15 protein-coding genes and 4 tRNA genes are annotated in these 20,874 nt (G+C 30.4%); 5 read left to right on the forward strand and 14 right to left on the reverse strand.

Annotated elements, in window-relative coordinates; translation table 11 throughout:
* Positions 1–13: 13 nt before the first annotated feature.
* The 11 genes from MKD34_RS06635 to MKD34_RS06680 form a co-directional block, all read right to left on the reverse strand.
* Positions 14–1,210: a pyridoxal phosphate-dependent aminotransferase gene (locus tag MKD34_RS06635; RefSeq protein WP_023052013.1), complete on the reverse strand. Its 1,197-nt coding sequence runs from the start codon at positions 1,208–1,210 to the stop codon at positions 14–16.
* A 143-nt stretch (positions 1,211–1,353) separates the two neighbouring features.
* Positions 1,354–1,977, reverse strand: coding sequence for an orotate phosphoribosyltransferase (pyrE, locus tag MKD34_RS06640; RefSeq protein WP_240218808.1), 624 nt, complete (start codon positions 1,975–1,977; stop codon positions 1,354–1,356).
* On the reverse strand, positions 1,970–3,175 hold the full coding sequence (locus MKD34_RS06645; RefSeq protein WP_240218809.1) for a dihydroorotase: 1,206 nt from the start codon (positions 3,173–3,175) through the stop codon (positions 1,970–1,972). Before MKD34_RS06645 ends, pyrE begins: the two co-directional genes overlap by 8 nt.
* Positions 3,166–3,894: an orotidine-5'-phosphate decarboxylase gene (pyrF, locus tag MKD34_RS06650; RefSeq protein ID WP_240218810.1), complete on the reverse strand. Its 729-nt coding sequence runs from the start codon at positions 3,892–3,894 to the stop codon at positions 3,166–3,168. Before pyrF ends, MKD34_RS06645 begins: the two co-directional genes overlap by 10 nt.
* A gap of 23 nt (positions 3,895–3,917) precedes the next feature.
* Positions 3,918–4,835 (reverse strand): dihydroorotate dehydrogenase, encoded by a 918-nt coding sequence (locus tag MKD34_RS06655; protein WP_040406266.1) that lies wholly within the window; start codon positions 4,833–4,835, stop codon positions 3,918–3,920.
* Positions 4,836–4,848: 13 nt separating this feature from the next.
* Positions 4,849–5,652 carry a dihydroorotate dehydrogenase electron transfer subunit gene (locus MKD34_RS06660; protein WP_240218811.1) on the reverse strand — a complete coding sequence of 268 codons (804 nt, stop codon included), beginning with the start codon at positions 5,650–5,652 and terminating at the stop codon, positions 4,849–4,851.
* 30 nt (positions 5,653–5,682) lie between these two features.
* Positions 5,683–6,747, reverse strand: coding sequence for an aspartate carbamoyltransferase (pyrB, locus tag MKD34_RS06665; RefSeq protein WP_240218812.1), 1,065 nt, complete (start codon positions 6,745–6,747; stop codon positions 5,683–5,685).
* A gap of 43 nt (positions 6,748–6,790) precedes the next feature.
* Complete coding sequence (locus tag MKD34_RS14080; RefSeq protein ID WP_023052020.1) at positions 6,791–6,913, reverse strand: hypothetical protein; 123 nt, start codon at positions 6,911–6,913, stop codon at positions 6,791–6,793.
* Between the two features lie 50 nt (positions 6,914–6,963).
* On the reverse strand, positions 6,964–8,091 hold the full coding sequence (locus tag MKD34_RS06670; RefSeq protein ID WP_240218813.1) for an aminotransferase class V-fold PLP-dependent enzyme: 1,128 nt from the start codon (positions 8,089–8,091) through the stop codon (positions 6,964–6,966).
* A gap of 52 nt (positions 8,092–8,143) precedes the next feature.
* Positions 8,144–9,775, reverse strand: coding sequence for a Na/Pi cotransporter family protein (locus tag MKD34_RS06675; RefSeq protein WP_023052022.1), 1,632 nt, complete (start codon positions 9,773–9,775; stop codon positions 8,144–8,146).
* A 226-nt stretch (positions 9,776–10,001) separates the two neighbouring features.
* Positions 10,002–11,198, reverse strand: a complete 1,197-nt coding sequence (locus tag MKD34_RS06680) for a dicarboxylate/amino acid:cation symporter (RefSeq protein WP_240218814.1) — start codon at positions 11,196–11,198, stop codon at positions 10,002–10,004.
* A gap of 178 nt (positions 11,199–11,376) precedes the next feature.
* Between MKD34_RS06680 and hflX the strand changes: the two genes are divergently transcribed.
* From hflX to MKD34_RS06705, 5 genes are all read left to right on the forward strand, one after another.
* Entirely contained in the window at positions 11,377–13,170 is a 1,794-nt protein-coding gene (gene hflX / locus MKD34_RS06685) for a GTPase HflX (protein ID WP_240218815.1), read from the forward strand.
* A 111-nt stretch (positions 13,171–13,281) separates the two neighbouring features.
* Positions 13,282–13,357 (forward strand) — tRNA-Gly (locus tag MKD34_RS06690).
* A 20-nt stretch (positions 13,358–13,377) separates the two neighbouring features.
* Positions 13,378–13,452, forward strand: a tRNA-Glu gene (locus tag MKD34_RS06695).
* Between the two features lie 2 nt (positions 13,453–13,454).
* Positions 13,455–13,530, forward strand: a tRNA-Ala gene (locus MKD34_RS06700).
* A 3-nt stretch (positions 13,531–13,533) separates the two neighbouring features.
* Positions 13,534–13,610, forward strand: a tRNA-Met gene (locus MKD34_RS06705).
* A 93-nt stretch (positions 13,611–13,703) separates the two neighbouring features.
* Here the strand turns inward: MKD34_RS06705 and MKD34_RS06710 are convergent.
* The 3 genes from MKD34_RS06710 to MKD34_RS06720 all read right to left on the reverse strand — a co-directional run bounded on the left by MKD34_RS06710 (position 13,704) and on the right by MKD34_RS06720 (position 20,871).
* Complete coding sequence (locus MKD34_RS06710; protein ID WP_240218816.1) at positions 13,704–16,310, reverse strand: cation-translocating P-type ATPase; 2,607 nt, start codon at positions 16,308–16,310, stop codon at positions 13,704–13,706.
* Positions 16,311–16,571: 261 nt separating this feature from the next.
* Positions 16,572–19,778 (reverse strand): carbamoyl-phosphate synthase large subunit, encoded by a 3,207-nt coding sequence (gene carB, locus MKD34_RS06715; protein WP_240218817.1) that lies wholly within the window; start codon positions 19,776–19,778, stop codon positions 16,572–16,574.
* 40 nt (positions 19,779–19,818) lie between these two features.
* Positions 19,819–20,871, reverse strand: a complete 1,053-nt coding sequence (locus tag MKD34_RS06720; protein ID WP_240218818.1) for a carbamoyl phosphate synthase small subunit — start codon at positions 20,869–20,871, stop codon at positions 19,819–19,821.
* Positions 20,872–20,874: the final 3 nt, after the last annotated feature.

Here is a 20,874-nt window from a genome sequence, read left to right on the forward strand (position 1 = left end):
CAACTCCTTTTTCTTATCTCTCTATTCTATTGTATTCTTCTAATGCTCTTCTTAAAATTATCATTGAATTTTCTATATCATCAACACTTGTACAGAAAGAAAATCTCACTTCATTCTCTCCCTTTCCTTCACTTTGATAAAATCCAGGACCTGGAGCTAATAACAGTGTTTGATTCTCATATGAGTAATCTGTTAATAACCATTTCGCGAATTTTTCTGCATTATCTATTGGTAATTTTGCAAAAGCATAAAATGCTCCATGAGGTTTATAACATACCACTCCTGGTATTCTATTTAAATATGAAAACAATAAATCTCTTCTATTCTGATATTTTATTCTTACATCTTCTAAATAGTTATCCATTGTATTTATTAAATTCGATGCTGCATGTTGTTCAATTGTTGAAACACAAAGTCTAGCTTGGCTAAATTTCATTATACAACTCATTAGCTCTTTATTTTTACTAGCTATTAAACCTATTCTTGCTCCACACGCACTATAATGTTTAGATATACTATCTACTAGTATTACTCTATCTTTCACATCATCTAATTGCATAAAAGATGTATAAGGAATGTCATCATAAACAAATTGTCTGTATACCTCATCCGCTATTATATATATATCTTTTTCCTTAGCTATTTGTGCTATCATTTCTATCTCATCTTTTGTATAAACAGTTCCTGTTGGATTAACTGGATTTGATAACATTATAGCTCTTGTTTTGTCTGTTATCAAAGACTCAATTTTTTCCTTTGATGGTAAATGGAAACTAGTTTCTATTGTTGTTTCAATAGGTACTACCTCTGCCCCTGCAAACTGGCAAAAACTTGTATAGTTTGAATAAAAAGGCTCTGGTATTAATATATTATCTCCCTCATTACATATAGCCATTAAGACAAACATAATAGCCTCACTACCACCTTGAGTTATTAATAAATCCTCTTCTTTTACATTAATTCCCATCTTTTGGTAGCTTTTAGCAAAACTTTCCAATAATTGTGGTATTCCTTGTGAATGAGAGTATTTAACTATTTTCTCTTTATAGTTATGTAATCCTTCAAAAAATGAATCTGGTGTCACTACATTTGGTTGTCCTATATTTAATTTATAAACTTTTATTCCCTTTGCTTCTGCTGCATCGGCCAGAGGAATCAACTTTCTTATTGGTGAAAAATTCATTTCTAATGCTCTTTTTGATAATTTCATTTTGTTCCTCCTAGCTTTATATTTGTATATTATTTTAAAAATTTTTTTTAATTTTCTAAATATGATACGATATTTTTTAAATAAAGTCAACTATTCCTTTATAAAAAAGAAGCAGAATTAATCTGCTTCACATCTCTTATCTATTATTTTCCCCAAGTATCAGGAGTTTTATTCCACTTTAAAGCTATTTCAGCTTCTTCTGAATCTATATAGTTCTCCTCTGTTGCAACATTAATTAATGAAGCGAAGTTTGAAAGTGTAACCCAAGGAATATGGTCTTGTTCAAAATTCTTATATGCTTTTTCAAACTCATATGAGAATATTGCTAATACTTCAACATCAATAGCTCCTGCTTCTCTTGCAGCTGCTACAGCCTTTATCGAGCTTCCTCCTGTTGATATTAAGTCTTCTATTATTATTACTTTTTTCCCTTCAAATTCAGCTCCTTCAATTTGTCTTCCTGCACCATGAGCCTTCTTTTCTCCTCTAATATAAGCCATTGGTACATTCATCTCTTGAGCTATAAATGCTGCCCATGGAATTCCTGCTGTTGCTGTTCCTGCTACAATATCAAAGTCTTTTTCTTTTAAAACTTCTATAAAAGCATCTACTACAACTTGTCTCTCTTTAGGGAATCCTATCATTTTTCTATTGTCACAATAGATTGGACTTTTTATTCCTGATACAAAAGTAAATGGATCCTTTACACTCAATCTAACTGCCTCTGTTCCTAATAATGATTTTGCTATATTTTTTTCTCTAGACATTTTTATAATTCACTCCTTCTCCAATTTTTTCTATAAAATTTTTACCATCATAAACAATATGACCTCTTACCATAGTTAATAGTACTTTTCCCCCTCCTACTATCCCACTATAAGGTGTCCATCCACATTTTGAGATTACATCTTCATTTTTTATAATCTCTTTATTATTTAAATCTACTACAACTAAATCTGCATCATACCCAACTTCTATCTTTCCTTTTCCAGCAATCCCAAATATTTTAGCTGGATTTTCTGACATAACTTTCTGTAAAGTTTTCATGTCTATTTTTTTATTTAATTCTTTTAACATCATCTCTAAAGAATTCTCCACCCCTGGTATTCCATATGTTGTTTTAGAATTTTTTTCCTCTAAAGTATGTGGTGCATGATCAGTTCCTATTGTATCAATAGTCCCATCCTCTATTCCTAACCAAAGAGCATCATTATCCTCTTTGCTTTTTAGCTCTGGTTTCATTATAAGTAATGAGTTTGCCATACTTGAATCTAAAAATAAGTGGTGTGGTGCTACTTCTCCATATATTTTTAATCCCTCTTTTTTTGCAGCTCTTAACTTTTCTACCTCACTCTTTTTAGAAAGATGACATAAATATAGTGGTTTTCTAAATTTTCTAGCTAAATCTATAGCTTTATCTACCATCTCTTCCTCTGCATGAACTGATATTATTTTAGATTCTTTAAATAAATTTTCTAAAACTTTCTCCTCTTCAACTAACATATCACCTGTTGACATATTCAGAAATATTTTAGTTGAAGCTACTCTATCTCTTACCTTTTTTATCTCTTCACTATTATCTAATTTACTTCCCCCAAAGTGAAATCCATAATCTACATAACTTCTATTTTTAGAATTGCTCTCTTTAGCATCTAAAATCTCTTTTGTTGTTGTATTTGGAACTGTGTTTGGCATATCTATAAATGTTGTTACTCCACCCTTAGCACATGCTTTACTTCCTGTTTCAAAATCCTCTTTATAAGATAATCCTGGATCTCTCATATGAGTATGCACATCTATTACTCCAGGTAAAACCCAGTTTCCATCCATATCTACAATTTCATCTATGTCTAACTCTTCTACTTCTGAGCATCTATATATTTTAACAATCTTTCCTTTTTCTACTAAAATATCCTTTATATCTTCTTCTCCATGATATAAAACTCTACAGTTTTTTAGCAACATAGACTTCCCTCTTTTACTCCCTCCTCTATTTCAGCTAATACTTTTTTAGCTGCTTCTACAGGATTCTCATTTTTAGTTACTGGTCTTCCTACAACTAGATAATCACATCCATTTAGTATTGCATCTTTAGGAGTCATTATTCTCTCTTGATCATTAGCAACTGACCATTTAGGTCTTACTCCAGGACATACTGTTTTAAAGTTTTCTCCACATAGTTCTTTAATAGCTTTTGCTTCCCACGGCGAACATACAATTCCATCCATTCCAGCTTCTTTTGTTAATTTAGCTAAATTTAAAGCTAACTCTTTTAATGTTAATTCACTTTTAAAAGTCTCTTTTAATCCCTCTTCTGAAAAACTTGTTAAAATTGTTACAGCAATTGATAGTATTTCCGGATTTACCTCTTTTACTCTTTTTGCAACTGATTCCATCATAGCTCTTCCACCACTTGCATGCACATTAAACATAAATACATCTTGTTTAGCTGCAAATAATGATGCCATTGTTGTTGTATTTGGAATATCATGGAATTTTAAATCTAAAAATACTTTTTTACCTTTTTGAGTAAGATATTCTACCATCTCTCCCTTTGAGTTTAAAAATAGCTCTAATCCCACTTTATAAAAAGAAACTGTTTCTCCTAAAATTTCAACTATATTCTTAGCATCCTCCATATTTGAATAATCCAATGCTATTATTAATCTATCTTTAATATTCATTTTTCCTCCGTTATTTTTATCTATTAGTTGTGTGCTGCTCCTACAATCTCTTGTATATTTTCTAATCCATTCTCTTCACAAAATTTTTCTAATCCATCTTTTATCTCAACTGGTAAAATTGGATTTGAGAATAATCCTGTTCCTAATGAAACCATTGTTGCTCCTGCCATCATAAATTCTATTGCATCCTCAGTAGAAGAAATTCCTCCCATTCCAACTATTGGTATATTTACATTTTTATATACTTGATATACCATTCTTAAGGCTACTGGTTTTACTGCAGGTCCTGAGAACCCACCAAAAGTATTTCCTAATACAGGTTTCCTCTTTTTAATATCTATTGCCATTCCTAGTAAAGTATTTATTAAAGATACCGCATCTGCACCATTCTCTTCTACAACTTTTGCTATATGAACTATATCCGTTACATTAGGTGATAGCTTTACAATCAAAGGTTTTGTTGTTACTTCTCTAACAGCCTTTGTTACAGCTCCAGCTACTTCTGGCTTAGCACCAAATGCCATTCCTCCATCTTTTACATTTGGACATGATATATTTAATTCTATCATATCAACTTCTGGAATATTTTCTACTCTTTTAGCTATTTCAACATACTCCTCTATTACTTTTCCATTTATGTTAACGATTATTGGAGACTCAATTCCTGATGATTTTATATTTTTTACAATTACATTTTCAAAGTAATCAATCCCTGGATTTTCAAGTCCAACACAGTTTAGCATTCCTCCTGGAGTCTCTGCTATTCTAGTTCCATAGTTACCATCTCTAGGTTCCATTGTTATTCCTTTTACTACAATTCCTCCCAAAACATTTGGATCAAAATAATCCTTATACTCTAATCCAAAACCAAAACATCCTGATGATGTTACCATTGGATTTTTAAATTCTTTTCCTAAAAAATTTGTTTTTAATCTATTCATCTTTTCCACTCCCTTAGTTTCCACAGCTACACCCTGTATTTTCTTTAGGATTTACATCCACTATTATTTTTGAATCAAAAACCGGTCCATCATGACAAACTTTTTTCATCCCATCTAATGTTTTTATTGAACATCCAACACATGCTTTAACTCCACATGCCATTCTTTCTTCTAAAGATACTTCACAAAACACATCTGCTTTTAGCGTTGTTTCTGCTACTGCTTCCATCATTTTATGAGGTCCACAAGTTTGAACCATATCTATCTTTTCATCAGATAAAACTCTACTTAAAACAGATATTACATTTCCTTTTTCTCCTAAAGAACCATCATCTGTTGTTATATATGTTTTTATTCCATCTAAATTTAAATTTTCTAATATATTTAAAGCTTCTTTCCCTCTTCCGCCAGCTATAAATATAACTTCATTTTCTTTTTTTAACTCATCTATTAGTAGCTTTGTTGGAGCGATTCCCATTCCTCCACCAACAACAACACACTTTTTATTTTTTACTTCTGTTGTAAATCCTCTTCCTAAAGGTCCTTGAATATTTAAAATTTCTCCAACTTCAAGTGTAGCAAACTCCTTTGTCCCTCCACCTTTTACTTCATAATAAAACTCTAAAATATTTTTATCTTTATCTACATAATGAAGACTGATTGGTCTTCTTAAAATTCTTATTTCATTTTTTAATTTTAACATAAAAAACTGCCCAGCTTTTGAATATTGAGAAGCCTTCTCAGATTCTATTTTCATTAAGTAGTAGTCTTCTCCAACTTTATAATTTTCTAATACTTTACAATCCTCTAAAAACATTTTTTCCTCCCAAATCTATCTTAAAATATTTTATTTTTTTATATCTCTATTACAGTAATAACAATATTCATGTTCTTTATCTAAAACATATTTGTTTTCTGTTTCCTCAAACTTTGTGATACATTTTTCATTACTACAAATAATTTCAGTTGATTTTCTAATATCTTTTTCTAGCCTCTCATACTTTAATGTTTCTATTAATCCTAAAGCTATTGAAAAAATCGCTTCTCTTGTTGGAACTCCATTTGCTGCTTGCTCAAAATATTTAGCGTGTTTTGTTTCATCCAAATCTATTTTTATTTCATCTACTCTAGGCAACGGATGTAAAATTATCATATCTTCTTTACATTTACCTACAATACTTTCTTTATCTATAATATAAACTCCAGCTACTTTTTCATAATCTTCTTGATTATCAAATCTTTCCTTTTGAATTCTTGTCATATATAATACATCTATCTCTTTTAATACATCTTTATAATCATTTAATATATGATATTTTATATTTTTTTTCTCAAGCTCTCTTGCAATATACTCTGGTATTTGGATTACTTCTGGTGCTATAAAGTAAAACTCACAGTTGAACATCTCTAATGCTTTTGTTAATGAATGAACTGTTCTTCCATATTTTAAATCCCCTACAAAAGCCACCTTTTTTCCTTCTATACTTCCAAATTCTTTTTCAATTGTATATAGATCTAAAAGGGTTTGGCTTGGATGCTCATTAGCTCCATCCCCTGCATTTATTACTGGCACTTTTGCTATATCTGCTGCAAAACGAGCCGCTCCATCTCTATTATGTCTCATAACAATTACATCCGAATAAGCTTCTGTCATCTTTATCGTATCTCTTAACGATTCCCCTTTTTTTAAAGAAGTAGCATCTGGTGAATCAAATCCTAAAACTTTAGCTCCTAATCTATAAGCAGCTGATGTGAATGATAACCTTGTTCTTGTTGAAGGTTCGAAAAATAAGCTTCCAACTATTTTATTTTTCAAAAGTTCTTCATTTTTTTTCTCTAACTCTTTTGCTACTCTTAAAACCTCTAAAATATCACCTTTTGTAAAATCTTTCATTGAAATAAAATCTCTCATTTTTCCTCCTTAATAATTTTAGTTAAAAAAAAAGGAATAGAAATTACAAATTAATGTAACTTCTATTCCATATATTAAAATCAAAATTAAAAGATAAAAATAATGAAAATAGTATTTTTTTCTTTTTTTCTTTTTTTAATCCAAAAATACTTAACAACTTTTTCACTTTTTATCCTCCCTGCTTTTTTTACGCTTTGAAAAGTATATCATACCTTTTTAAATTTGTAAAGCAATATTTTCCAGTGTAGATAAGGCAAATTCAATCTCTTCATCTGTATTAAAATATCCAAAAGAAAATCTTACTGTTCCTGTTTCATAAGTTCCAATAACTTTATGAGCTAATGGTGCACAATGAAATCCCGGTCTTACAAAAATACCAAATTCTTCATCTAAAATTTGTGCTAAATCTCCGCTATCAACACCATCTATATTTAAACTTACTACAGGTCCTTGTTCTCCTGTTAAACTTTTATAAATTTTTATTTTTTCTATATCTTTTAATCCATCTATAAATCTTTTAGTTAATCGATTTTCATGTTCTCTTATTTCATCCAATCCTATCTCATTTATAAAGTCTATTCCAGCTCCTAAACTTATTACTCCTGGAGTATTTATAGTTCCGGCTTCTAAAAGTTCTGGCATCTCTTTTGGTTGTCTCGAAAGTTTTGAAAAACTTCCAGTTCCTCCTTCTAAAAGAGGTTCTATTTTTACATTATCTCTCAAGCAAATTGCACCTATTCCTTGTATTCCAAAAAGTGATTTATGTCCTGTTAAACACAATATAGATATGTTGTGTTTTTCCATATCTATATACGAATACCCTGCACTCTGTGAAGCATCTAATATAAATAAAAGATTATGTTTTTTGCATATTTTTCCTATCTCTTCTATATTTTGAATAGTACCATTTACATTAGATATATGATTGATTACAACTGCTTTTGTTTCTGAAGTAATATTTTTTTCAATTTCATCATATGTATTAACAAAAGTCAATTTTATATTTTTTTCATCTTGCATATAAAATAATGGTCTTAAAACAGAATTATGCTCAAAATTTGTTGTTATAACATGTGAATTTTGAGGAATACCACCCTTTATTGCAAAATTTAATGACTCTGTTGCATTAGCTGTAAATGCTATATTTAAACTATTTTTCACATTAAAAAACTTTGCTATTTTCTCTCTCACTTCATATATTTTTCTTCCAGTTTCTACAGCTTTTCTATGCCCTGCTCTTCCTGGATTTGCATTATACTCTCTTACACCAATCTCTAAAGCTTTATAAACTGCCTCTGGTTTTGGTGAACTTGTTGCTGAATTATCAAAATAATAGTTCTTCATACTTTTCTCCTCTTAAAAAATAATAAAGAGAGGATTTCTCCTCTCTTTTATCTTAGTTTATTTTTGCAAAAACTTCAACTATATTGTATAAGTGATCCTTTATTCTTCTATAGTTATTTAAAATATCCATATATCCTGTACTTAACATTGCCGGCATTACATTTTCTGAAACATGCTCTAAATGCTCTGCTCTTGCTCTTTTATACTCTTCTTTTATAAAGTTACATTTTTTTATTGTTCCTATAAATAAATCTCTATCTCTTAATTCATAAGCTCTATTTATATCATCAAATAAATCTTCAACATTAGCATGTAATTGATTTAAAGTAGCTCTTTTATACTCACTTAATTCAATTCCATTATCTTGCATTTTTTTCATTGTCTTTGCAATTCTTAATAAGTAATCACTTACAGTTTCATACTCATCACAAGTTTGTAAATTTTCTCTAGTATCTTCAGTATTCGCATGATCTAATGTTCCATTTAAAATATGGAAGTTTACATCTGAAATCTCTTTTTGGAATAAATCTAAAGTATCTTCTAACTTCTCTATTTTTCCAACTTGATTATCTATCTTTTCTCTACCTGAAAGAACATTATCTAATTTCATAAATATCTCTTTTATATGTGTACCCATAGTTAAAATTTCTTTTTGTGTTTGTTCAACTACTACTGATGGTGTATCTGCCATTAAAATATCTAAATGAGTTACTCTCTCTTTTGCAACTGGTGAGTCTGATTTTACTACTTTACATAAGAAATCAGCTAAATATCCAGTAAATGGTATAAATAAACATACGTTTATTATGTTAAACATTGTATGAGCTGTTGCAATAGCTGCTGTTAAATTATTATCTGGATCTAAAATATGCTCTAAGAATCCTAAATAAAATCTAAATATTGTTGTTGCCCATAAAACTCCAGCAATATTAATTATTGTGTGTGCATAAGCTGCTCTTTTTGCATTTGCTGTAGCATTTAAAGATGCTAATAAAGCTGTTATTGTTGTTCCTACATTTTCTCCTAGAACTAATGCTACTGCTGTTGGATAATCAATTAATCCTTGTACAGCTAGTGTTATTGTAATACCTAACGTTGCTGAAGATGACTGAACAACTGCTGTTAATAACGCTCCTACCGCTGCTGCCTTTAATACTCCAAAATATGTATCTGCTGTAAACGCATGGAAAAGTGATACGAACTCTGGTAGTGATCTTAATGGTTTTAATCCATCACTCATTAATTCTAATCCAAAGAATATAAGTCCTAATCCCATAATTGCCATTGCTCTTGTTCTAGCTTTTTCACTAGTGAAGAACATTGTTGAAATAGCTGCTGCTCCAGCCATTGGAAGTCCATATTTTCCTATTTTTAAAACTAGTATCCATCCAGTTATTGTCGTTCCTATATTAGCTCCTAGTATTACTCCTAGTGCTTGCTTTAATGTTAATAATGATGCATTAACAAATCCTATTGTCATTACAGTACTTACAGATGAAGATTGAACTAGCGCTGTTACGAACACTCCCATTCCTATTGCCATAAAACGGTTTGTTGTAAGCATAGCAAGAATTTTTTTCAATCTCTCTCCTGCCATTTTTTGCATTCCTTTAGACATATTTTCCATTCCATATAAGAATAGACCTAGTCCTCCTAGAACCTTAAAAAAGATATCTAAGTACATTTTTCCTCCTAAATTTTACTTTTTTATTTTAATTTTTTTGGTTAAATAGTCAATCTGGTAAATTTTAACATGTATTTTAATAAATGTAAAATAAAAAACCATTTTTTAACTTAAATTTTACACGTTTTTAACATTAAAATAATTTTTCATAAAATAAAAAAAGAGGTGTTTTTTTTCAACACCTCATTTAACCCTTGTTTTTATTGATATCTACCCTTAGATATTCCTATATATTATCAAAAAATTCTTTTGAATTTTTTTCAAGTTTAAATCCTGCTATTTTATTTACAATAATCGCTATTGCTCCATCTCCAGTTACATTACAAGCAGTTCCAAAACTATCTTGTGCTAAGTAAAGGGCAATCATTATTGATGTTAATGTTGGAGGGAATCCTAACATTGTTTCAATAATTCCTAACGCTGCCATAACTGCTCCTCCAGGAACTCCTGGTGCTGCAACCATTGTAACTCCTAACATTAGTATAAATCCAAACATTGTTCCAAAAGTTATACTCATTCCATTTAACATCATTATTGCCATTGCACAACTTACTAATGTTATTGTACTTCCTGATAAATGTATCGTTGCACAAAGAGGTACAACAAACTCAGCAATACCTGTATTTACACCATTTTCTTTTGTTTGATTCAGTGTTACTGGTATCGTAGCTGCTGATGATTGAGTTCCTATTGCTGTAAAATACGCTGGTAACATTGTTTTTAATAATCTAATTGGGTTTGCTCCTGCCATACCTCCAGCTATAAAATAAAGTATTAAAAGTATTGTTATATGTAATAAAATAATTACAGCAAATACTTTAGAGAATACTGTTAATATTGTAGCAACTTGTCCAGCATAAGTCATATTTGCAAAAATTCCAGCTATATGTAGTGGTAAAAATGGAATAATTATATTTCTTATAATTCCTTCTACAACTTTTTGGAATTCATTCATTACATCTTTTATTGCATGCCCTTTTACTATTGCAATTCCTATTCCCAAAATAAAAGCCATTAATAATGCTGTCATTACATCCATTATTGGCGGCATATTTATTGTTAAATATCCTGATAATAATGCATGTTCCGGATTATCTGCTGTTTCTAGCATTGATCCTGTTTTTAAAATCATTTTAAATACTGCCGTATTTACAAAATATGTAAATGAACCTGCTAAAACTGTTGAAATATATGCTATTGCTGTCGTTACTCCCAACAACTTACCTGCTCCAGTTCCTAAATCACCAATTCCAGGTGCAACGAATCCGATTATGATAAGCGGTATTGAGAATTTTAAAAAGTTTCCAAAAATACCATTAAATGTTGCTAATAATCTTATAGGTACCTCCATTCCTAACATACCTACTCCAATACCAATTATAATTGCCAAAATCAGTTTTGGTAAAAGACCTATTTTTTTCATTTTTTCTCCTCCCAGTATTTAACTTTGTTTATAAAAGAATCAATAATATATGTAATACTACATTTTTTTCGGATTTGCAAATATTTTTTATGTAAGTATCATTAAATTTGTATTTTTTATATATATGTAGTAAAATTAATATAAAAACTTAATTATATTAAGGTCAAGGATGTGAAATATGATAAAAGGTAATGTTGAAGGAGTTAGAGATTCTATTTTAGCAGAATTAGATACTATTTATAGTATGAGTGTTGAAAAAGGAAAACTTGTTAGTCCTGAAATTGTTGCACTTATAACTGATATAACTCGAGTTATAAATCGTGAAATTAGTGTTTCAATTGATAGAAAAGGAAAAATATTAGAAGTAGCTATTGGAGATAGCAATAGTGTTGAACTACCTATTTTAGAAATTTCTAGTAAAAAATTAAGTGGAGTTAAAGTTATTCATACTCATCCCAATGGATATTCTAAACTTTCTATGATTGATATTTCAGCTTTATTAAAGTTAAAATTAGATGCTATATTGGCTATTGGTGTAGGAGAAACTGAAATAACTGGTGTTAATATAGGATACTGCAAAATAGAAAATCAAGAACTAACTTATGAAGAAATTGAAAATTTATCTTTAGATAAAGTTATGTCTACAGATTATTTAGATAAAGTTTTAGAAATTGAATCTGAACTTAGAAAAAGTGATGTTGTTGAAGATGATAGCGAATATGCCATAGTTGTTGGTGTAGATTCTGAAGAGAGCTTAGATGAATTAGAAGAATTAGCTAGAGCATGTGATGTTAATGTTGCAGGAAGAATTTTTCAAAAGATAAAAAGAATTGACAATATCTTCTATATTGGTAGTGGAAAAGTTAGAGAATTAGCTTTACTAAGACAGATTAAAAATGCTAACTTAATAATTTTTGATGAAGAGTTAAGTGGAGTTCAGATTAAAAACTTAGAAGCTGTTACGGGATGTAAAGTTATTGATAGAACAATACTTATTCTTGAAATTTTCGCTAGAAGAGCTAGAACTAGAGAAGCTAAGATACAAGTTGAATTAGCACAACTTAAATATAGAAGCCAAAGACTTATTGGTTTAGGTAGTATTATGTCTAGAACTGGTGGAGGAATTGGAACTAAAGGTCCTGGAGAAAAAAAGTTAGAGATAGATAGAAGAAGAATTAAAGATGAAATCTTTGCTCTTAGACAAGAGTTAGAAAAAATAAAAAAAATTAGAGCTCTTCAAAGAACTAAAAGAGAAAGTTCAGGTATTCCTAGAGTTTCTTTAGTTGGATATACTAACGTAGGAAAATCAACACTTAGAAATCTTCTTGTTGAAATGTATCCAAGTGATAATACTGTTAAAAAAGAAGCTGTTTTTGCAGAAAATATGCTTTTTGCAACTTTAGATGCTACTACTAGAACTATGGTTCTTCCAGATAAAAGAGTTACTGCTTTAACTGATACTGTTGGATTTGTTAGAAAACTTCCTCATGATTTAATTGAAGCTTTCAAATCTACATTAGAAGAAGTTATTTTTTCTGATTTACTTGTTCACTTAGTTGACGCTTCAAGTGATACTGTTGTTCAACAAATTAAATCTGTTGAAAATGTTTTAACAGAATTAGGTGCAATTGATAAACCGACTATACTTGCTTTAAATAAATGCGATGTAGCTACTGATGAGCAAATTGAAAAATTAAAAGAATTATATAACCATATGGATATCGTTGAAATTAGTGCTAAAAATGAAATTAATATCGATTTATTAATGGATAAAATTACAACGTCTTTACCTAGAACAATGAAAAGAGTAGAGCTTTTAATTCCATATTCAGATAGTTCGATTAATGCTTACTTACATAGAAATGCTATTATCGAAAGTGAATCTTATGAAGCTGAAGGAACATTAATTATTGCTACTGTTAGTGATGAAGTTTACAATAAATGTTCTAATTTCATTATAAAAGAAATTTAAGCCACTAAATTTTAAATAAAAAGCCAAAATTTTTGGCTTTTTATTTTTAAAATTTTTTTAAAAAATTGCATTGACATTTTTTTTATATTATGATACTATATTTTTGTGATTGCGGGAGTAGCTCAGTTGGTAGAGCGTCAGCCTTCCAAGCTGAATGTCGCGAGTTCGACCCTCGTCTCCCGCTCCAACAAAATATTTGGTACACCTGCCCCGTTCGTTCAGTGGTAAGGACAATAGATTTTCACTCTATAAACAGGGGTTCGATTCCCCTACGGGGTACCATTGGGGATATAGCTCAGTTGGGAGAGCGACGCACTTGCACTGCGTAGGTCAGCGGTTCGACTCCGCTTATCTCCACCATTTGCCTAGATAGCTCAGTTGGCTAGAGCACCCGGTTCATACCCGGGCGGTCGAAGGTTCGAATCCTTTTCTAGGCACCATTTGAAACTTTACACTCTTAATAAGAGTGTTTTTTTTTACTTTATTTTTTCTGTATAATTGGTATTAAAAAAAGCTGCTTTAAGCAGCTTTTTTTATCTATCATACTTTATATATTTTAATACTTGAATTATTAATGTTGGTATAAATGCTAATATTGTCATTTCTCCAAAATTCATTACACTCAAATCAGATACTGCAAACATTTCATGGAATGACGGAACTAATAAAACCATATATAATAATGCTGCTCCTAATAAAAATGCATATATACTAAACATATTTTTTGTTATTCCTAATTTTATTATAGAACCGTTTCCTCTACAATTAAACCCGTGAAATAATCTTCCTAAACATAGTGTTGAAAATGCCATTGTACTTCCTAAACCAACATCTCCTTTAGCATATCCTAAATAAAATGCAATCATTGTTACAATTGCAATCAGCATCCCTTCCATCAAAATTCTTCCTGATAATTTTTTATCTAATAATGGTGAATTAGCTTCTCTTGGTTTTTCATCTAATACATCTCCATGAGAAGGTTCCATTCCTATAGCAATTGCAGGTAAACTATCTGTCAATAAATTTATAAATAAAAGATGTACTGGTGCAAATATTACAGGTAAACCCATTAAAGAAGCATAAAATACCGCTAAAATTCCCGCTGTATTTCCAGATAATAAAAATCTTATTGAATTTTTTATATTCGCATATAAATTTCTTCCAGTTACAACTGATTTTATTATCGTAGAGAAATTATCATCAGTAAGTATCATCGATGCTGCATCTTTCGAAACTTCTGTTCCTGTTATCCCCATAGCTATTCCTACATCTGCCTTCTTAAGTGCTGGGGCATCATTTACTCCGTCTCCTGTCATAGCACAAATTTTACCTAATTTTTGCCATGCTGAAACAATCCTAATTTTATGCTCTGGTGAAACTCTTGCATAAACAGATATTCTTTCTACATGCTTCATAAGTTCATCATCACTCATTTTTTCAATTTCAACACCGTTTAAAGTTTCATCTCCATCTTTATATATACCTATCTCTTTTGCGATAGCCTTAGCTGTAACTTTATAATCTCCTGTTATCATAACTGGTTTTATTCCAGCTCTTATACAATTTTTTACAGCTTCTTTAGATTCTTCTCTTGGAGGATCAATCATACTAATTAATCCTATAAAGATAAAACTATCTTCATCTGAAAACTCTAATTCTCTTATTCCTTCTATCTCTTTCATTGCAAAAGCTAAAACTCTTAAACCATGTTCTGCAAAATTTATATTTGCTTTTTTTATTTTTTCTACATCTGCTTCTGATATTTTTTCAATATTCCCATCTTCTCTCAATATGTATTTAGCTTTTTCTACAACAACATCTGGAGCACCCTTAGTTATTAAATAATTTTTACCTTCAATCTCATTTAAAGTACTCATCATTTTTCTATCTGAATCAAACGGTAACTCTTTTAATCTAGGGTATTTATTTCTAATTTCAACTTCTGCTAAGTTATATTTATGCCCCACATTTACTAAAGCTATTTCAGTTGGATCACCAATTTCTTGACCATTGTTATTTACTGCATCACTACATAAAATAGCGCTTCTTAAGAGTCCAATTTCAATTTTTGAGTTTAAATCAATTTTTTCAGATTCTACTACTTTACCATCTACATAAAGGTGTTGAACTGTCATCTTATTTTGTGTTAACGTTCCTGTTTTATCAGAGCAAATTACAGAAACACACCCTAAAGATTCTACTGAGTGAAGCTTTTTTATAATAGCATTCTCTTTGGCCATCTTTTGAGTACCAATTGCTAAAACTATTGTTACTATAGATCCTAAAGCTTCTGGTATTGCAGCTACCGCTAAAGCTACAGCAAACATTAATGAATCCAATATATTTATTCCTCTAGCCACACTCATAAAAAATACAACTATACATAAAACTATTATAGCAATTGATAGTTTTTTTCCAAATTTCTCCAATGATTTTTGTAGTGGTGTCATCGCATCTTCTGTTTCATCCAATAATGATGCAATCTTTCCTAGCTCTGTTTTCATACCTATTGTTGTCACCAATATCTTTGCTCTTCCATAAGTTACTAAACTTCCTGAAAAAACCATATTTTTTTGGTCCCCAACTGTTAAACCTGTTGTATCTATAGTTTGAGATATTTTCTCTACACTTTCAGACTCTCCTGTTAATGAACTCTCGTTTACCATTAAAGAATGAGTTTCTAAGACTCTACCATCACTAGGAACAACATCCCCAGCTTCTATTAAAACTATGTCTCCAGGAAGCAATTCTGATGAGTTTATCTCTTGCTTTTGACCGTCTCTTATAACTTTAGCTTTAGGAGAAGACATTTTCTTTAAACTTTCCAACGATTTCTCTGCTTTTAAATGTTGAACAGTACCTAAAATTGAGTTCATTATAATTACTGCTAAAATTACTATTGTACTTTCTTTATTTCCAGAAACAAATGAAATTGCTGCTGCAACTAATAAAATTATTACTAAAAAATCCTTAAATTGCTCTAAAAAAATCGCTATTGCTGTTTTCTTTTCTTTACTGTTTAGTACATTTTCTCCATATTCCTCCTTCAGTTTTTCTAAATCCTGTTTTTTTAATCCTTCTTCAGAAGTGTCAAAATATCCTAACAACTCCTCTTTACTTTTCGAATAAAAATCCTTCATAGATTTCCCTCCATATAATTTTATATTTTTAATTATTTACCGACTTAATAGATATTTTCATTTTTCAAAAATAAAAAAAGACTTTCAGTGTAGGTTAAAACCTACACTAAAAGTCTTGTCACCTTTTTTAGGTGTATAGTACCAGATTTTTTCAAATCGAGATGTTGACACTATACTTTTGACTACTCCCTTTGAGTATATCTTTATCTTTAATATTACTTAATGAAGTTTATACTTTTTTTTTATATTTGTCAACTTTTTTTATATTTGTGCTATATCAAATACATCTAAATCCATCTTATCAACATTTAATTCTTGAACTTTTATTATTGCATTTAAAGTATCTATCGAAGTTAATACCTCTACCCCATATTCAATAGCCGTTCTTCTTATTTTAAATCCATCTCTTTGAGCATCATTTGCCTTAGTTGGAGTATTTATTAATAAATCTACTTCTCTATTTTTTAATAAATCTAAAATATTTGGTGATTCTTCATTTATTTTTCTTACTGCTGTTGCTTCAATTCCTTTTTCTGCTAAATATTTCTGAGTTCCCTCTGTTGCAAACAGTTGACAACCTAAGCTTTTAAGTGATTTTGCAACTGGTAAAAATTCATCTTTGTCCTTATCTCTTATTGTTAAAAGAACTTTTCTATTTCTTACATTTTGAACTCTTCCACCACCTAAAAGACCTTTAAATATAGCTTCATCTGCTGTATGTCCAACTCCTAAAACCTCTCCTGTAGATTTCATCTCAGGTCCTAATGATACTTCTACTCCTGATAATTTCTCTGTTGAAAATACTGGAACTTTAACTGCAACTACAGATGGCTTTTTATAAATACCAGTTCCAAATCCTAAGTTTTGAAGTTTTTCTCCCATTATTACTTTTGTTGCTATATCAATTACTGGAACTCCAGATATTTTTGCTATATAAGGTACTGTTCTTGATGATCTAGGGTTTACCTCAATTACATATAACTCATTCTCATATGCTATAAACTGAATATTCATCATACCTTTTATTTTTAATTCTTTTGCTATTTTTCTTGTAATCTCTTCAATTTTCTTTTCTGTACCCTCGTATAAATTTTGTGGTGGATATATTGTTATTGAATCTCCCGAATGTATTCCAGCTCTTTCTAAGTGCTCCATAACTCCTGGTATTAAAATATCCTCACCATCACATATCGCATCTACTTCTACTTCAATTCCATTTAAATATTTATCTATTAAAACTGGATTTTCAGGATCTCTTTCAAATGAAGCTTTTAGATAATTTACAAGATTATATTCATCATGACAAATCTCCATTCCTTGTCCACCTAGAACATATGAAGGTCTTACTAAAACTGGATATTGTACTTCTGCTGCTATTTTCTTTCCAAGCTCAACATCCCATACAGCTTTACCTTTTGGTCTTTTTATATCTAATTTTTCCATTATATCTTCAAACTTTTCTCTATCTTCTGCAGCATCAACCATCTCTGCTGAAGTTCCAAGGATTGTAACTCCTCTATCTCTTAAGTCATTAGCTAATTTTATTGCTGTTTGACCTCCAAATTGAATGATTACTCCTGCTGGTTTTTCCTTATCAATGATATTCATAACATCCTCTGTTACTAATGGCTCAAAGTAAAGTCTATCTGCAGTTGAGAAGTCTGTAGATACTGTTTCTGGATTGTTATTTATAATAATACTTTCTATTCCCATATTTCTTAAAGTTTTTATCGAATGAACTGTACAGTAGTCAAACTCTATTCCTTGCCCTATTCTTATTGGACCAGATCCTATTACTATAACTTTCTTTTTATCTGTTACATCAACTTCATCAAATTGATCGTATGTTGAATAAAAGTATGATGAATCTGCAGCAAACTCTCCTGCACATGTATCAACCATTTTATAAACTGGTTTAATTCCATAATCTCTTCTTTTTCTAGCGATATCTTGTTCCGTTACATTTAGCAACTGAGCTATTCCTTTATCTGAGAATCCTTTTTTCTTAGCATTTTTTAAGAATTTTTCATCTAAATCTTTAAGCTCCATCTTTTTCATTAACTCTTCTTGTTTTACAAGCCACTCTAATTTCTCCATAAAGAACTTATCTATTCCAGTTAATTTCTGTAACTTTTCTTTTACATATCCTCTTCTTAACATCTCAGCAACAACGAAAATTCTTTCATCATCTGGTCTTACAACTATCTCTTTTAATTCTTCCATAGTCATTTTCTCTACCACAGGATGCTCTAAATTATATCTTCCAATTTCTAATGATCTTAGTCCTTTTAAAAATGCAGCTTCAAAGTTATTTCCAATAGCCATAACCTCTCCAGTTGCCATCATTTTCGTACCTAGTCTTTTATTAGCTTTCTTAAATTTATCAAATGGCCACTTTGGAATTTTTACTACTATATAATCCAATGCTGGTTCAAAACATGCAAAAGTTTTTCCAGTTACTTCATTTACAACTTCATCTAATGTATATCCTAAAGATAATCTTGTTGCAACTCTTGCTATAGGATATCCTGTAGCTTTTGAAGCTAACGCAGATGATCTAGAAACTCTTGGATTTATTTCAATAATTGCATATTCAAATGATTTTGGATGAAGAGCAAACTGAACGTTACAACCTCCAACTACCCCTATCTCATTTATTATTTTCAATGCTGATGTTCTTAACATTTGATACTCTCTATCTGAAAGCGTTTGAGATGGTGCTACAACTATAGAGTCTCCTGTATGGATACCAACTGGATCTATATTCTCCATATTACAAACAGTTATACAGTTTCCATCTTTATCTCTGATTACTTCGTATTCAACTTCTTTCCATCCTAAGATTGATTTTTCAATTAATACTTGTCCAACTCTTGACAGCTTTAATCCTTTTAATAAAATATCCTCTAATTCTTGAGGGTTATCTGCAATTCCCCCTCCTGTTCCTCCTAGAGTATATGCTGGTCTTACAACAACTGGATATCCGATTTCTTTTGCAACTCTAAATCCATCTTCTAAAGTCTCAACTATTTTACTCTCTATTGTAGGCTCTCCAATTTTATCCATAGCCTCTCTAAATAATTCTCTATCTTCTCCTCTTTTTATAGATTCAATAGATGTTCCTATAACTCTTACATTATACTTCTCAAGTATTCCTTTATCGTTTAATTCAACTGCCATGTTTAGAGCTGTTTGTCCACCCATTCCAGCTAAAATAGAATCTGGTCTTTCTTTTGCAATTACTTTTTCCACAAATTCTGCTGTAATTGGCTCTATATATATTTTATCTGCAACTGCCTTATCCGTCATTATTGTTGCTGGGTTAGAGTTTATTAATACAACTTCTATCCCCTCTTTTTTTAATGTTTCACATGCTTGAGTTCCTGAATAATCAAACTCTGCCGCTTGTCCTATTATAATTGGTCCCGATCCTATTACCAGTGTCTTTTTTATCGATTTATCTAACATTATACGCCTCCTACAAACTCTACTTAAATAGCCTCAAAAATTATCCCTCTATTACTTTTAAAAAATCATCAAACAGATATTCTGAATCAGCTGGTCCTGGCCATGCTTCTGGGTGATACTGTACACATAAAATTCTATGCTCTTCACTTCTCATTCCTTCAATAGAGTTATCATTTAAATTTATATGTGTTACTTTCATTGATTCAGGCACTTTATCTACAACGTAACCATGATTTTGTGATGTTATAAATATTCTATTTTTTTCTAAATCTTTAACTGGATGATTACACCCTCTATGTCCATACTTTAACTTTGTTGTTGTTCCACCTAAAGCCCAAGCTAATAACTGATGTCCTAAACATATTCCAACAATAGGTAATTTTCCAACTAATTTTTTTATTTCGTTTATTACTCCAGTTAACTCTGCTGGATCTCCTGGTCCATTTGATAAAAACACTGCATCTAAATCATGTGATAATAACTCTTCTGCAGTTACATTCCAAGGAAATACAATTTGATGAACTCCTCTTTTTTCAAATGATCTTAATATATTTCTTTTAACACCGAAATCTATCACTCCTATTCTTTTTCCAGGTCCAGGAATTTCATAAATCTCTTTTGTGCTAACTTTTTCTACAGCATCACTATTATTAAATTTTGCAAAATGCTCATCTATCTCTTTTTGAGTTAAATCTTTTGAAGTTATTAGAGCTTTCATCGCTCCTTCTTCTCTTATTATTTTAGTTAAATGTCTTGTATCTACACCTTTAAATCCAACTACATTATATTGTCTTAAAAATCCATCTAATGTCATTTCACATCTAAAGTTATTTGGAAGCTTTGCGTCCTCTTTAATTATAAATCCTTTTAACTTTATTCCGCTAGATTCCATATCCTCTAAGTTTATTCCATAGTTTCCAACCATTGGATAAGTCATAACAACAATTTGACCATAATATGATGGATCCGTAAGTAACTCTTGGTACCCTGTCATTCCTGTATTAAATACAAGCTCTCCAACGCTTTCACCTAATTCTCCAAAAATTTTTCCATCAAAACTCATTCCGTTTTCAAGAATTAACTTCCCCTTCATCTA

The organism is Cetobacterium somerae (genome assembly GCF_022430525.1).
In the GTDB taxonomy this organism is placed as follows: Bacteria; Fusobacteriota; Fusobacteriia; order Fusobacteriales; family Fusobacteriaceae; genus Cetobacterium_A.